We start from the raw sequence: 15,252 nt of genomic DNA on the forward strand, positions 1-15,252 counted from the left end.
TTGGAACGGAGTTGACCGAGCACTGTGATTTTTTTGAGGTAACAAGATGCAAGTTTCAGTAGAAACCACTCAAGGCCTTGGGCGCCGTCTCTCTATTACTGTACCGGCTGATACTATCAAGCAGGCGGTGAAGAAAGAGCTGATCAACGCAGCGAAAAGCGTGCGTATCGACGGCTTCCGCAAAGGCAAAGTGCCGATGAACATCGTGGAACAGCGTTACGGCGCTTCTGTTCGTCAGGACGTGCTGGGCGAAGCGATGCAGCGCAGCTTCGTTGATGCGATCATCAAAGAAAAGATTAATCCGGCCGGCGCACCAAACTACGTGCCGGGCGAGTACAAAGAAGGTGAAGACTTCACTTTCGCCGTTGAATTCGAAGTGTATCCAGAAGTTGAGCTGAAAGGCCTGGAAAACATCGAAGTTGAAAAACCTGTGGTCGAAGTGAACGACGAAGACGTCGACGCGATGCTGGACACCCTGCGCAAGCAGCAGGCGACCTGGAAAGAAACCGATCGCGCAGCGGAAGCTGAAGATCGCGTGACCGTTGACTTCACCGGTTCTATCGACGGTGAAGAGTTCGAAGGCGGCAAAGCGTCCGACTTCGTGCTGGCAATGGGCCAGGGCCGCATGATCCCAGGCTTCGAAGAAGGTCTGGTCGGTCACAAAGCGGGCGAAGAGTTCTCCATCGACGTGAACTTCCCGGAAGATTACCACGCGGAAAATCTGAAGGGCAAAGCGGCCAAATTCGCTATCGTGCTGAAGAAAGTTGAAGAGCGCGAACTGCCGGAACTGACCGAAGAGTTCATCAAGCGTTTCGGCGTGGCGGATGGTTCCGTTGCCGGCCTGCGCACCGAAGTTCGCAAGAACATGGAGCGCGAGCTGAAAGGCGCCGTGCGTAACCGCATCAAGTCTCAGGCGATCGATGGCCTGGTGAGCGCGAACGAAATCGACGTACCAGCTGCCCTGATCGACGGCGAAATCGACGTACTGCGTCGTCAGGCTGCACAGCGTTTCGGCGGCAACGAGAAGCAAGCGCTGGAACTGCCACGCGAGCTGTTCGAAGAGCAAGCGAAACGCCGCGTAGTGGTTGGCCTGCTGCTGGGCGAAGTGATCAGCACCAACGATCTGAAAGCTGACGAAGACCGCGTGAAGACGCTGATCGAAGAAATGGCTTCTGCCTACGAAGATCCAAGCGAAGTCATCGAGTTCTACAGCAAAAACAAAGAGCTGATGAACAACATGCGCAACGTGGCTCTGGAAGAGCAAGCGGTTGAAGCCCTGCTGGCAAAAGCGAAAGTGACAGAAAAAGCCACTACCTTCAGCGAGCTGATGAACCAGACTCAACAGGCGTAATGCCGGCGTGCCGGGCGCAATGAACGGCGCCCCCGGTTTCGCCTGGCGAACCGGCGCACGATGAAAAAGCCCGCAACCTCAGGTTGCGGGCTTTTCTTTTTGCCACGTTGCTGATTAATCTCAGGTTAAACGGGGCAATATGCACTATATTTACCCTGTTGCCTGGGGAACTGGCTGGCATGATAACGGTCAGATTAACGGCATCGTTTTCGGCGCGCGGAGAAAATCGGCCTCTGGGCTTGAAATCGCGCCGGGCTCCCCCAATCTGTAAAGAATAATTCTGGGGCTGTTTGCCAAAGTGCGCGGGATGAAATAACCGTCGGGTACGTGTGGCGCGGGTCGAATGCTTGAGCATAGTCATCATGGCCGTTCTCAAGTAGAATCGGCGTATTAGGGTGACACCCTGGCCGCCAAGGCAATTTCTATTAGGAGACGGTAATGTCATACAGTGGCGAACGAGATCAATTTGCACCGAACATGGCGCTGGTGCCGATGGTGGTAGAGCAGACTTCACGCGGGGAGCGTTCTTACGACATCTATTCCCGCCTGCTGAAAGAGCGCATCATTTTCCTGACCGGCCAGGTGGAAGATCACATGGCCAACCTGATCGTGGCGCAAATGCTGTTCCTCGAAGCGGAAAGCCCGGAAAAAGACATTTACCTCTACATCAACTCGCCGGGTGGGGTAATTACCGCGGGCATGTCGATTTACGACACCATGAAGTTCATCAAGCCGGACGTCAGCACCATCTGTATGGGCCAGGCGTGCTCGATGGGCTCCTTCCTGCTGACCGCCGGCGCCAAAGGCAAGCGTTTCTGCCTGCCGAACTCGCGCGTGATGATTCACCAGCCGCTGGGCGGCTACCAGGGCCAGGCGACGGACATCGAAATCCACGCGCGTGAAATCCTCAAGGTGAAAGCGCGCATGAACGAACTGATGGCCGAGCATACTGGCCAGCCGCTGGAGCAGATCGAACGCGACACCGAGCGCGATCGCTTTATGACCGCGGAAGAAGCCGTGGAATACGGCCTGGTTGACGGCATTCTGACACACCGCAGCTAGAACCACGCGGCGCCGATGGACTATAGTAATCAGAGTGGGCAGGGGCTCGCTCTGTTGTAGCCCCTCGGCGTTCCCGATATGAGTTTGGGCGCACTGCCGCCGTGATTTTCCTGCGGGACAAGACTAAAGAAGAGGTTTGACTGATGACAGATAAGCGCAAAGACGGTTCAGGAAAGCTGCTGTACTGCTCTTTTTGCGGCAAAAGCCAGCATGAAGTGCGTAAGCTGATTGCCGGGCCGTCAGTGTATATCTGCGATGAATGTGTCGATCTGTGTAACGACATTATTCGCGAAGAGATTAAAGAAGTTGCCCCGCATCGTGAGCGCAGTGCGCTGCCGACGCCGCACGAAATTCGCCACCACCTGGATGACTACGTCATCGGCCAGGAGCAGGCGAAGAAAGTGCTGGCGGTTGCGGTGTATAACCACTACAAACGCCTGCGCAACGGCGATACCAGCAACGGTATCGAGTTGGGCAAGAGCAACATCTTGCTGATCGGCCCGACCGGCAGCGGTAAAACCCTGCTGGCGGAAACGCTGGCGCGTTTCCTGGACGTGCCGTTCACCATGGCCGACGCCACCACGCTGACCGAAGCCGGTTACGTGGGCGAGGACGTGGAAAATATTATCCAGAAGCTGTTGCAAAAATGTGACTATGACGTGCAAAAAGCGCAGCGCGGCATCGTTTATATCGATGAAATCGATAAGATTTCCCGCAAGTCCGACAACCCGTCGATCACGCGTGACGTCTCGGGTGAAGGCGTGCAGCAGGCGCTGCTGAAGCTGATTGAAGGCACCATCGCCGCGGTTCCGCCGCAGGGCGGGCGCAAGCATCCGCAGCAGGAGTTCCTGCAGGTCGATACCTCCAAGATCCTGTTTATCTGCGGCGGCGCATTTGCCGGCCTGGATAAGGTGATCGGTCAGCGCGTCAACACCGGCTCCGGCATCGGCTTCGGCGCGACCGTCAAGGGCGAGTCCGAGAAGGCGACCGAAGGCGAACTGCTGCTGCAGGCCGAACCGGAAGACCTGATCAAATTCGGGCTGATCCCTGAGTTCATCGGCCGTTTGCCAGTCGTGGCGACCCTGAGCGAACTGAGCGAAGACGCGCTGATTCAGATCCTGAAAGAGCCGAAGAACGCCCTGACCAAGCAGTATCAGGCGCTGTTCAACCTGGAAGGCGTGGAGCTGGAGTTCCGTGACGAAGCGCTGAACGCCATCGCCAAGAAAGCCATGGCGCGCAAAACCGGCGCCCGCGGCCTGCGTTCCATCGTGGAAGGCGCGCTGCTCGACACCATGTACGATCTGCCGTCGATGGACAGCGTAGACAAAGTGGTGATCGACGAGTCGGTGATCGCCGGCCAATCCAAGCCGCTGCTGATTTACGGCAAGCCGGAAGCCCAGGCATCTGGCGAATAATTAGCCAGTCAAACCAGAGCGTTATCAGCAAAATGGGGGATTTCATCCCCCATTTCTTTTTCCTGCATTCTTGCCGTTGAATGTAAGAGATTCATCCCCATATACTCATTAACCAGATTTTATGAAACGTTAGATGCTTGCGTCTCATGAGATTCCCCCTCAACCTGGCGGAAATTAAACTAAGAGAGAGCTCTATGAACCCTGAGCGTTCCGAACGCATTGAAATCCCCGTCCTGCCATTGCGCGACGTGGTGGTTTATCCGCACATGGTGATCCCGTTATTTGTTGGCCGGGAAAAATCGATTCGGTGCCTCGAAGCCGCAATGGATCACGATAAGAAGATCATGCTGGTGGCACAGAAAGAGGCCTCAACGGATGAACCTGGCATTAACGACTTGTTCTCGGTTGGCACCGTAGCGTCGATCCTGCAGATGCTGAAGCTGCCGGACGGCACGGTAAAAGTGCTGGTCGAGGGGCTGCAGCGCGCGCGCATCACTACGCTGTCCGACAGCGGTGAGCATTTCGCCGCGCAGGCGGAATACCTGGAGTCGCCATCGATCGACGAGCGCGAGCAGGAAGTGCTGGTGCGCACCGCGATCAATCAGTTTGAAGGCTATATCAAGCTGAACAAAAAAATCCCGCCGGAGGTGCTGACCTCACTGAACAGCATCGACGACGCCGCGCGCCTGGCGGACACCATCGCTGCCCACATGCCGCTGAAACTCAGCGACAAGCAGTCGGTGCTCGAGATGTCCGACATCACCGAGCGTCTGGAATACCTGATGGCGATGATGGAATCGGAGATCGACCTGCTGCAGGTTGAGAAACGTATCCGCAACCGCGTCAAGAAGCAGATGGAGAAGAGCCAGCGCGAGTACTATCTGAATGAGCAGATGAAGGCGATTCAGAAAGAACTGGGCGAAATGGACGACGCGCCGGACGAGCACGAAGCGCTGAAGCGCAAGATCGATGCGGCGAAAATGCCGAAAGAGGCGCGCGAGAAAACCGAAGCGGAACTGCAAAAGCTGAAGATGATGTCGCCGATGTCGGCGGAAGCGACCGTGGTGCGCGGCTACATCGACTGGATGCTGCAGGTGCCGTGGAATGCGCGCAGCAAGGTGAAAAAAGACCTGAACAAGGCGCAGGAAGTGCTCGATACCGATCACTACGGCCTTGAGCGCGTCAAGGATCGCATCCTCGAGTACCTCGCGGTTCAGAGCCGCGTCAGCAAAATCAAGGGGCCGATCCTGTGTCTGGTGGGGCCACCGGGCGTGGGTAAAACCTCACTGGGGCAGTCGATCGCCAAAGCGACCGGTCGCCAGTACGTGCGCATGGCGCTGGGCGGCGTGCGTGACGAAGCGGAAATCCGCGGTCACCGTCGTACCTACATCGGTTCGATGCCAGGCAAACTGATCCAGAAGATGGCTAAGGTTGGGGTGAAGAACCCGCTGTTCCTGCTGGATGAGATCGACAAGATGTCTTCCGACATGCGCGGCGATCCGGCTTCCGCTCTGCTGGAGGTGCTGGATCCGGAACAGAACGTGGCGTTCAACGACCACTACCTGGAAGTCGATTACGATCTGTCCGACGTGATGTTCGTTGCCACCTCGAACTCGATGAACATTCCTGCGCCGCTGCTGGACCGTATGGAAGTGATCCGCCTGTCGGGTTACACCGAGGACGAGAAGCTCAACATCGCCAAGCAGCACCTGCTGCCGAAGCAGCTTGAGCGCAACGCGCTGAAAAAAGGCGAGCTGACGGTCGACGACAGCGCCATCATCGGCATCATTCGCTTCTACACCCGCGAAGCCGGGGTGCGTAGCCTGGAGCGTGAAATCTCCAAGCTGTGCCGTAAAGCGGTGAAAACGTTGCTGATGGACAAGAAGCTCAAGCATATCGAGATCAACGGCGACAACCTGAAGGATTACCTGGGCGTGCAGCGCGTCGATTACGGCCGTGCGGATACCGAAAACCGCGTGGGCGAAGTCACCGGGCTGGCGTGGACGGAAGTGGGCGGCGATCTGCTGACCATCGAAACCGCCTGCGTGCCGGGCAAAGGCAAGCTGACCTACACCGGTTCCCTGGGTGAGGTGATGCAGGAATCGATTCAGGCGGCGCTGACCGTGGTGCGTGCGCGCGCGGAGAAATTGGGCATCAACGCCGATTTCTACGAGAAACGCGACATCCACGTGCACGTGCCTGAAGGGGCGACGCCGAAAGACGGCCCGAGCGCCGGTATCGCGATGTGCACCGCGCTCGTCTCCTGCCTGACCGGCAACCCGGTACGCGCCGATGTGGCGATGACCGGCGAGATCACGCTGCGCGGCCAGGTGTTGCCGATCGGCGGCCTGAAAGAGAAGCTGTTGGCGGCGCATCGCGGCGGCATCAAAACCGTGCTGATCCCTTACGAGAACAAGCGCGATTTGGAAGAGATCCCGGACAATGTTATCGCCGATCTGGAGATTCATCCGGTGCAGCGAATCGATGAAGTTTTGAACATTGCGTTACAAAACCCGGCCTTCGGCGCACTGCCGGTAGCGGCAAAATAGTGACGAATCGCAAAAACCATTGATAAAACTTATACTGGCAAGCCATTTCGGACTTGCCAGTATTTTTTTGTACCGCTAAGTTAGATCTCTGTCGGCCCGCGTTTTGCCACCCAGTCGGTGGCTTGCCAAGGTTCGATGGGATTGATATAACAGCTGCGCTGTCGCAACCGTAGGGATTTTTCGGTGCGACGATAGAATTCTAGAGGGGATGATAGAGTGAATAAGTCACAACTGATCGACAAGATTGCCGCAGGTGCTGATATTTCCAAAGCGGCAGCGGGACGTGCTTTAGACGCAGTAATCGCTTCCGTTACCGACTCTCTGAAAGCAGGGGATGACGTGGCTCTGGTAGGTTTCGGTTCCTTCACCGTACGTGAACGTTCGGCTCGTACCGGCCGCAACCCGCAGACCGGTAAAGAGATCAAAATCGCGGCAGCCAAAGTACCGGCCTTCCGTGCAGGGAAAGCGCTGAAAGACGCTGTAAACTGATTTAGCGTCTAACCGTTTAGCGTAACAGGGTTTTGTAATAAACAATCACCTGACGCAGCGGTGCTGGTAAGGTAAGATACAAGGCGCATCGGACTGATGCGCTTTTTTTATTTTTGTCGCAGGGAACGCGCCTGCACAAGGGTTGTTAATCCACATCACAGCGGAGTGTTGTCACACTATGATGGACAATTTACGCGCGGCTGCCAATCACGTCGTGCTCAAAATCATCCTGGCCCTGATCATCCTGTCATTCGTTCTGACCGGGGTGGGTAACTACCTGATCGGCGGCTCCGGCGATTATGCTGCGAAAGTAAATGGTCAGACGATCGAACGCGCTCAGCTGGAACAGGCTTTCCAAAGCGAGCGTAGCCGCATGCAGCAGCAACTGGGTGACCAGTTCTCCGCGCTGGCCGGCAACGAAGGCTACATGCAGCAGATGCGCCGTCAGGTGTTGTCCCAGTTGATCGACAACATGCTGCTCGACCAGTACGCCAAGAAACTGGGCCTGACGGTCAGCGACGATCAGATCAAGGACGCCATCCGCAAGGCGCCTTACTTCCAGACCAACGGCCAGTTTGATAACGCCAAATACCTCGACCTGATCGGCCGCATGGGCTACACCGCCGACAATTTCGCGCAGTCGATGCGTCAGCAATTGGTCAATCAGCAGGTGATCCAGGCCTTCGGCGATTCCGGCTTTGTGCTGCCGTCCGAATCGCAAGCGATGGCGGCGTTGGTGCTGCAGGAGCGCGACGTGCGCCTGGCGACCATCGATTTGAAAGCGCTGCAGGCGAAACAGAGCGCCGGCGACGACGAACTGAAGGCGTATTACGATCAGAATAAAAACAGCTTCATCGCTCCGGAGCAGGTGAAGGTGAGCTATATCCCGCTGGACGCCGCGTCCATGCAGGACAAGGTGAAAGTGAGCGAAGAGGACATCAGCGCTTACTATGACCAGCACAAGAGCAGCTATGGCCAGCCGGAGCGTAAAAACTACAGCGTGATCCAGCTGAAATCCGAGGCGGAAGCCAACGCGGCGCTGGACGAGCTGAAGAAGGGTGCCGATTTCGCCACCCTGGCGAAAGAGAAATCCACCGACATCATCTCACGCCGTACCGGCGGTGAGCTGGGTTGGCTGGAGCCGGAAACCACCGCCGACGAGCTGAAACAGGCTAACCTGACCGAGAAAGGGCAGCTGTCCGGCGTGGTGAAATCCTCTGTCGGCTTCCTGATCGTGCGTTTGAACGACATCGAACCTGAGAAACTGAAACCGCTGAGCGAAGTGCATGATGCTATCGCCAAGCAGGTGCAGCAGGAGAAAGCGGTAGACGCGTATTACGCGCTGCAGCAGAAGGTGAGCGAAGCGGCGACCAGCGACAACGAATCACTGGCCTCGGCTGAAGAAGCGGCCGGCGTGAAAGCGGCGCAAAGCGACTGGTTCACCCGCGACAACATTCCCGCCGCGCTGAACTTCAAGCCGGTCGTGCAGGCGATCTTCGACGGCTCGCTGATCGGCGAGAACGGCGCGCCGGGCAGCAACTCTGACGTTATCACCGTAGACGGCGACCGCGCCTTCGTGGTGCGCGTGAGTGGCCACAAGCCGGAAGGCATCGAGCCGTTCGACCAGGTCAAAGACCGCGTGGCAGATCTGGTGAAGCGCAACAAGGCGCTGCAGGCAGCGAAGCTGCAGGGCGAGAAGCTGCTGGTTGAGCTGAAGCAGGGCAAGGGCGACGAGGCGATGAAAGCCGCCGGCCTGAGCTTTGGCGCCGTGCAGAAGATGGCGCGCGCGCCGGAAGACAGCCAGCTGGTGGAGAGCGTGTTCGCGCTGCCGCACCCGCAGGATGGCAAACCGGTGTACGGCATGTCGCAGGATCGCCAGGACAACGTGGTGCTGATCGCACTCGATGCGGTGAAGCCAGGCACGCTGCCGGAAGACGAAATGAAAACCTTCGTCGGCAAGATGGAAGAGGGCGCGACCGGCGTTTCCTTCGATTCGCTGCTGGCGAGCCTGCGTAAAGAAGCCAAAATCAAAATGGGCGCCGCTGAGCAACAGCCGCAGTAATCGCCGCATTTTTCTGCAACGCAGTGCAACAAACAAAGGCCGCTTTCGCGGCCTTTTCCACATCTGATATCCGCCGATTGCTGAATATCCGCCGCCGCGGCAAGGTAGCCGTGCTGTCACACACAAGGAGGATACAGCATGCAACATACAGAGAAAAAAGCGTTATCAGGTTACCGTCATCACGTCAAAGCGGTGCTGACCGCGCTGTTGTTATGCCTCGCGGGGCCAGCCGCCGCGGTAGATAAAGCCGATGCGCCGGCGCCGATGCTCTCAACACCGGCGGGCAATGGCGGGCAATCGGTGATGACCAAGGCAACCGAAGAGGCGGCGGTCAGCATCAATCAGGCCACCGCCGAACAGCTGGCTGCCGCCCTGAGCGGCGTCGGTCTGAAGAAGGCGGAAGGCATCGTGCGCTACCGCGAACAGAACGGGCCGTTCACCCAGGTTGAGCAACTGCAGGAGGTGCCGGGCATCGGGCCGGCGCTGTTTGAGAAGAATCGCACCCGACTGAAAATGTGATCCCGGTCGCGGCTGCGTGGCAAAATGCCGCTGAGGCCGTGACTCCTCTGCTACATTTTACAGGTCTTACCAGTTTGGCGCGTTGACCAAACGGGCGAGGGAGCCTCTGCGGCTCCCTCTTTCTGTAATCACCAGGCAGGAGCGATCGTTCCCTATGCAAACCTTTATCAAAGTTCGCGGTTATCACCTTGATGTTTACCAGCACGTTAACAACGCCCGCTATCTGGAGTTTCTGGAAGAGGCGCGCTGGGAGTGGCTGGAAAACGAGGCCGGGTTCCGCTGGATGACGGAAAACAACATCGCTTTCATCGTGGTGAACATCAATATCAATTACCGCAGCCCGGCAGTATTGGGGGATAAGCTGCGTATCGACAGCCAGATGGTGCAGCTCAACGGCAAGAGCGGGGTGCTGAGCCAAAAGGTGACGCAGGATCCGGCGGGGACGTCGGTGGCCGACGCGCTGCTGACTTTCGTGTGCGTCGATCTGAAAACGCAGCGGGCGCTGCCTATTGAAGGCGAATTGCGCGAGCACCTGGAGGCGCTCACGCTGAAGGAAAACCCGCAGTAAACTCACGGGCGGCAGAGGTTGCCGCCGTCACTGCCTCAGGCCAGAGCGGCCTTCTGTTTCAACGCCGCCATCACTTCCGCCTGGTTGGCCTGGTACTGCATCAGGCCATTGGCGCGCAGGTTGCAGGCAGCGCATTCACCACAGCCGTCACCCTTGATGCCGTTGTAACAGGTCAGCGTATCCTGCCGCACGCGATCCAACTGGTGGTAATAATCCGCCAGCGCCCAGGTCTCGGCCTTGTTCAGCCACATCAGCGGCGTTTCGAAGCGGATATCGCGGGCGATGCCCAGCACCACCGCTTTGTTCAGCGCTTTAACGAACTCGTCGCGGCAATCCGGGTAGCCGGAGAAATCGGTTTCACATACGCCGGTGATCACCGCTTCCGCTTCCACCTGGTAGGCGTAGATCGCCGCCAGCGTCAGGAACAGGATATTGCGGCCCGGCACGAAGGTGCTCGGCAGCGCGTTTTTCTGGTTGGGATCGTAGGCGGGAACCGGAATATTGTCGCGCGTCAGGCTGCTGACGGCCAGCTCATTGAGCAGCGTTACGTCCAGCACCTTGTGCGCTTTGGCGCCGAGGGCCACCGACAGCTCTTGAGCCACTTCAATCTCGGCGCGATGGCGCTGGCCATAATCGAACGTGACGCAGTGAACTTCGTCATACTGTTGCAATGCCTGGATCAAGCAGGTCGTGGAGTCTTGTCCACCGCTGAAAACGACAACCGCGCGCTTCATAAAATCACCTTTTTGGACTTTGGCCATTCCCGATACACATTCGGGCGGCAGGATAAAAATTGCGTTGCGGCGACAATAGTAGCAGAAAGGGCCGCCAGGCGCAGGGCGGTTCGGCTCAGGTCGGTGCGTCGTCCACCGGCGGCGGCAGCCACGCCTGGCAAAAATCGAACCAGCCGTGCGCGGTCAGCGTCACGCCATGCATGCGCGGCGGCGCGCTGATCTGATACTGGTAGTGGAACAGCGGCGTGATGATGGCGGCGGCCATCAGCCGTTGGTAATAGGCCTGCAGCCGCTCGAAGCGCGGTTGCTGCGCCTGCAGCTGCTGGATCTGCTGCAGCGTCTCCTGTTGCTGCTGCCAGCGGCTTTCCGTCAGGATGCCGCGCCACAGCGTATCCTGCCGCAGCCAGCTCTCCAGCGTCGCCTCAGGCGCTTCGCCGATCAGGTTGTCCGCCAACAGCAGGTCTGCCTGGGCGATCTGTTCCTCGCTTTGCCAGCGCTTGCCGGCGTAGTAGCGCACCTCCAGCTCGCAGCCGTGCTGCGCCAACAGCTGTTGCAGCGCGACCGTCACCGTTTCCAGCTCGACCGGTGGCCGATACAGCAGCGTCAGCCGGGCAGGCAGGGGGACATCTTCTTCAATCTGTTGGCTGGGAATGCGCCAGCCGGGCAGCATTTCATGGCTGGGGGTGATCACGCTGTTGGGGATCGGCAGATGGTTCAGCAGGCCTGACTGCTGGATCAGCATCAGCAGCTTTTGCCCCTGGGCTTCGCTCAGCACGCCGTGGCGCAGGTTCAGCGCCAAATAACACCAGCCCAGGCTCATGCTGCGCTGTACCGGCCGGGCCTGCGCCAAATCGTCTTGCTGACCGATGGTGATGCGCACCGGATGCTGGCAGCTGGCGTCGGCGCCGGCGGTGGGCAGATCGGGGGTGATCCAGTATTCGATGGTGTCCAGATACGGATGCTGCAGATGGTAACCGGCGTGCTGTTCTAGCCGCACCAGCTGCGGTTCATTCAACGTCAGTTTGAACGGGCCGGCGCCGATGGCCGGCAGCTCCGGATGGGTCATCAGACAAGGCAGCTCCGCCAGCCGGTGGGCCAGCCAATAGTCCGGCAACTGCAGATCAAACTGAATGCACAGCGGATGCGGCAGGCTGATGTTCGCGACGTTGGCCAAGCTGGGTTGGCTACGCGGGTGGAGCTGCAGTTTTTCCAGCGTTTGCAGCAGCTGGTGGCCGGTCAGCGGTTCACCGTTGTGCCAGCGCAGCTGGCTGCGCAGAAAGAAGCGCCAGCGCAGGCCGCGATCGTCAATCTGCCAGTGGTGCGCCAGATCGGGCTGCGGTTCCGGGTTACCGGTCACCAGGCGCGTCAGCCCGGCGTGCAGGGTCGACACCAGATGTTGTTCGGCGCGGCCGGTCAGCGTGAGCGGGTCGAGCGCTTCCAGCGTGCGGTAATAGGGAATGCGCAGCGTCGGGCTGCCGGCCTGCCATTGCCCGCCGAGGTGCGGGCTGAGCAGATCCTGCAGGTGCTGCGGATCGAGTTGCGCCATCTCCAGCGCCCCCTGATGGTTGCCCTGTTGCAGTAGCTGTTGCAGTAGCTGCGCGCGCAGTTCATCCGGGGTTTTCAGGCAGTGCAGGCGAGCGCGTTTGCCACGGCCGGGCTGCGAATGCCAGCTCAACCAGCCTTGATCCTGCAGCTGTTGCACCAGCGTGCGGGCGTGCCGCTCGCTGCAGTAGAACATCGCCGCCAGTTCGCCGATGGTCACGGCGACCGGCGCGCTGCCGAGCTGATGGTACAGGCGTTGATATTGGCTGAGACGGTGAACCAGGCGCATGAGTAGAAATCCGGAACAGTTTTCTCAAATTGTTCACTATTACTTCCGCAAATGCCATCCCATACTGCAGTGATTGTAATCGCGTTCACATTCAGAGGTCTCTATGTATCGCCTGGCAGCTTTCGATATGGACGGCACGCTGTTGATGCCGGATCACCGGGTTGGCCCGGAAACGCTGGCGGTGCTGAACCAGCTGGTGGAACGGGAGATGGTGGTGACGTTCGCCACCGGACGGCACTACCTCGATGCGCAACCGATCATGGCGCAGCTGGGGCTGCAGGGCTACCTGATCACCGGCAATGGCACGCGGGTGTATGACAACCGCGGCCAACAGCTGCATGCTACCGATCTGCCGGCGGCGGTCGCCGAAGAGGTGCTGCATCATCATTGGCGCACCTGCGCCAGCATGCATGTGTTCCGCGACGAAGGTTGGCTGACCGAATTCCCCGTGCCGGAAGAGATGCTGCGGGCGCATCACCTGAGCGGCTTTCGTTTTCAGTTGGCCGACGTGCGCCGCCTGCCGGCGTTCGGCAACAGCAAGGTGTGTTTTGTCGCGCCGCATGAGGAATTGCTGGCCTTGCAGGTGCAGCTGCGGGCACAGCTGGGTGGTGAGGCCGATCTGTGCTTTTCCGCCTACGACTGCCTGGAGGTGTTGCCGCTCGGTTGCAACAAGGGTACGGCGCTGGACCGGCTGAGCCGCCATCTGGGGCTGACGATGGCCGACTGCATGGCGTTCGGCGACGCAATGAACGACAAAGAGATGCTGGGGGCGGTGGGGCACGGCGTGGTGATGGGCAACGCCCTGCCGCAGCTGAAATCCCTGCTGCCGCAGCTACCGGTTATCGGCCATTGCCAGCAACAGGCGGTGGCCCACTATTTACAACATTGGCTGCGTTCACCTTGCCTCACCTATTCCCCCGAAGAATGAGGTTCTCCTTACAGCCGGCCGGGTATGACTACCCGGCTTTTTTTTTACCTAACGCCTGGCGTTACAAATCCGCCAGCTGCGCCAGATACGGCTGCAGATCGCCGATGTTGTTGCTGACCCATTCCGGGTTGTAATAGGTATCCAGGTAACGCTCGCCGCTGTCGCACAGCAGGGTGACGATCGATCCTTGCTCGCCGTTTTCCCGCATCTGCTTCGCCAACTGCAGCGCACCCCAAACGTTGGTGCCGGTAGAGGCGCCAACCTTGCGGCCCAGCACGCCTTCCAGCCAGTGAATGGTGGCGACGCTGGCAGCATCCGGCACGCGCAGCATGTTGTCGACCACCGATGGGATGAACGACGGCTCGGCGCGTGGGCGGCCGATGCCTTCGATACGGCTGCCGCAGCTGCCGATCAGGGTGCGATCGCCGTGGTGGAAGCAGTCATAGAACACCGAGTTTTCCGGATCGACCACCGTCAACCGGGTGTCGTGCCCCTGATAGCGGATGTAGCGCCCCAGCGTGGCGGAGGTGCCGCCGGTGCCGGCGCTCATTACGATGTGTTTCGGCACCGGGAAGGGTTCGCGCGCCATCTGGCGGAAGATGCTGTCGGCGATGTTGTTGTTGCCGCGCCAGTCGGTGGCGCGCTCGGCGTAGGTGAACTGATCCATATAGTGGCCGTTCAGCTCTTTCGCCAGCAGTTCGGAGGCGGCGTAGATCTGGGCGGCGTGATCGACGAAGTGACAGCGGCCGCCGTAAAAGGCGATCTGTTCCACCTTGCGGCGCGCGGTGCAGGACGGCATCACCGCGATGAACGGCAGGCCGATCAGGCGAGCGAAGTAGGCTTCGGACACCGCGGTGCTGCCGGAAGAGGCCTCGATGATGGTGGTGTTCTCGGTGATCCAGCCGTTGCACAGGCCGTAAAGGAACAGCGAGCGCGCCAGGCGGTGTTTCAGGCTGCCGGTCGGGTGGGTGCTCTCATCTTTCAGGTACAGGCAGATGCCAGGAAACGCCGGCAGGTTCAGGCGAATCAGGTGCGTATCGGCGGAGCGTTGAAAATCCGCTTCTATTTCACCGATAGCATATTTTACCCAAGAGTTTGTCATGATTTGGCCTCAGAATAGGGGGCTGATTTATGGCGTAGCATAGCCTGTCGGCGGGAAAAAAGGATTGCCATTTTTCCTGTTTAATCGCCTAATGAGAGAAAATTTTTCTCCTGGTGGCCGCTATGTTAGATAAAACAGACCGTAAGCTGCTGTGCATGCTGCAGCAAGATTGCACCCAGTCGCTGCAGGCGCTGGCGGATGCGGTCAATTTGACCTCGACGCCGTGCTGGAAACGCCTGAAGCGTCTGGAAGACGAGGGCTATATCCGCGGTCGGGTGGCCTTGCTGGATAATGAAAAGCTCGGCCTGGGGCTGACGGCGTTCGTGCTGATCAAAACCCAGCAGCACAGCAGCGAGTGGTATCAGGCTTTTGTGCAGCTGACCAGCCAGATGCCCGAGGTGCTGGCGTTTTACCGCATGGCGGGAGAGTACGACTACCTGATGCAGGTCGAAGTGGCGGACATGAAAAGCTACGACGGCTTTTATAAGCGTCTGGTGAACGGCGTACCGGGCCTCATCGACGTCACCTCGAGCTTTGCCATGGAAAAAATCAAATACACCACCGCGCTGCCGGTGCCGGAGTGAAAAGTTCACCGGACGGGCGGCTCAACGGTGGTATCCTGCTCTGCTGAAGCAGAAAAAG

Annotated in this window: 13 protein-coding genes; 10 read left to right on the forward strand and 3 right to left on the reverse strand. The window is 58.8% G+C overall.

The features are described from left to right. Window positions 1-46: 46 nt before the first annotated feature. The 8 genes from tig to ACSJLU_RS05115 all read left to right on the forward strand — a co-directional run bounded on the left by tig (window position 47) and on the right by ACSJLU_RS05115 (window position 10,015). Window positions 47-1,351, forward strand: coding sequence for a trigger factor (gene tig / locus ACSJLU_RS05080; protein ID WP_004940358.1), 1,305 nt, complete (start codon window positions 47-49; stop codon window positions 1,349-1,351). Window positions 1,352-1,789: 438 nt separating this feature from the next. Next, complete coding sequence (gene clpP, locus ACSJLU_RS05085) at window positions 1,790-2,413, forward strand: ATP-dependent Clp endopeptidase proteolytic subunit ClpP (RefSeq protein WP_004940356.1); 624 nt, start codon at window positions 1,790-1,792, stop codon at window positions 2,411-2,413. 143 nt (window positions 2,414-2,556) lie between these two features. Further along, the gene (clpX, locus tag ACSJLU_RS05090; protein WP_004940354.1) at window positions 2,557-3,828 is read left to right on the forward strand and encodes an ATP-dependent protease ATP-binding subunit ClpX; all 1,272 of its coding nucleotides are present in this window, start codon (window positions 2,557-2,559) and stop codon (window positions 3,826-3,828) included. Window positions 3,829-4,022: 194 nt separating this feature from the next. Continuing rightward, window positions 4,023-6,377, forward strand: a complete 2,355-nt coding sequence (gene lon / locus ACSJLU_RS05095) for an endopeptidase La (RefSeq protein ID WP_025301766.1) — start codon at window positions 4,023-4,025, stop codon at window positions 6,375-6,377. 216 nt (window positions 6,378-6,593) lie between these two features. Continuing rightward, window positions 6,594-6,866, forward strand: a complete 273-nt coding sequence (gene hupB / locus ACSJLU_RS05100; RefSeq protein ID WP_004940351.1) for a nucleoid-associated protein HU-beta — start codon at window positions 6,594-6,596, stop codon at window positions 6,864-6,866. A 178-nt stretch (window positions 6,867-7,044) separates the two neighbouring features. Next, window positions 7,045-8,928, forward strand: coding sequence for a peptidylprolyl isomerase (gene ppiD, locus ACSJLU_RS05105; RefSeq protein ID WP_025301767.1), 1,884 nt, complete (start codon window positions 7,045-7,047; stop codon window positions 8,926-8,928). Window positions 8,929-9,066: 138 nt separating this feature from the next. Further along, entirely contained in the window at window positions 9,067-9,447 is a 381-nt protein-coding gene (locus ACSJLU_RS05110; RefSeq protein ID WP_025301768.1) for a ComEA family DNA-binding protein, read from the forward strand. A gap of 154 nt (window positions 9,448-9,601) precedes the next feature. Continuing rightward, entirely contained in the window at window positions 9,602-10,015 is a 414-nt protein-coding gene (locus ACSJLU_RS05115) for an acyl-CoA thioesterase (protein WP_049206198.1), read from the forward strand. Between the two features lie 35 nt (window positions 10,016-10,050). On the opposite strand, the gene queC is transcribed toward ACSJLU_RS05115, so the two are convergent. Next, entirely contained in the window at window positions 10,051-10,749 is a 699-nt protein-coding gene (gene queC / locus ACSJLU_RS05120; RefSeq protein WP_049206257.1) for a 7-cyano-7-deazaguanine synthase QueC, read from the reverse strand. Window positions 10,750-10,864: 115 nt separating this feature from the next. Then, a complete protein-coding gene (locus tag ACSJLU_RS05125) occupies window positions 10,865-12,580 on the reverse strand; it encodes an SgrR family transcriptional regulator (RefSeq protein WP_380826747.1) in 1,716 nt (571 codons plus the stop codon). A gap of 103 nt (window positions 12,581-12,683) precedes the next feature. Between ACSJLU_RS05125 and cof the strand changes: the two genes are divergently transcribed. Beyond that, on the forward strand, window positions 12,684-13,508 hold the full coding sequence (gene cof / locus ACSJLU_RS05130) for an HMP-PP phosphatase (RefSeq protein WP_025301772.1): 825 nt from the start codon (window positions 12,684-12,686) through the stop codon (window positions 13,506-13,508). A gap of 61 nt (window positions 13,509-13,569) precedes the next feature. Here the strand turns inward: cof and ACSJLU_RS05135 are convergent, their stop codons facing one another. Beyond that, window positions 13,570-14,610 carry a PLP-dependent cysteine synthase family protein gene (locus tag ACSJLU_RS05135; protein ID WP_043135655.1) on the reverse strand — a complete coding sequence of 347 codons (1,041 nt, stop codon included), beginning with the start codon at window positions 14,608-14,610 and terminating at the stop codon, window positions 13,570-13,572. A 122-nt stretch (window positions 14,611-14,732) separates the two neighbouring features. On the opposite strand from ACSJLU_RS05135, the gene ACSJLU_RS05140 reads away from it, so the two are divergent. Next, a complete protein-coding gene (locus tag ACSJLU_RS05140) occupies window positions 14,733-15,194 on the forward strand; it encodes an Lrp/AsnC family transcriptional regulator (RefSeq protein ID WP_004940330.1) in 462 nt (153 codons plus the stop codon). Window positions 15,195-15,252: the final 58 nt, after the last annotated feature.

Source organism: Serratia bockelmannii, assembly GCF_051803255.1.
Lineage (GTDB): Bacteria > Pseudomonadota > Gammaproteobacteria > Enterobacterales > Enterobacteriaceae > Serratia > Serratia bockelmannii.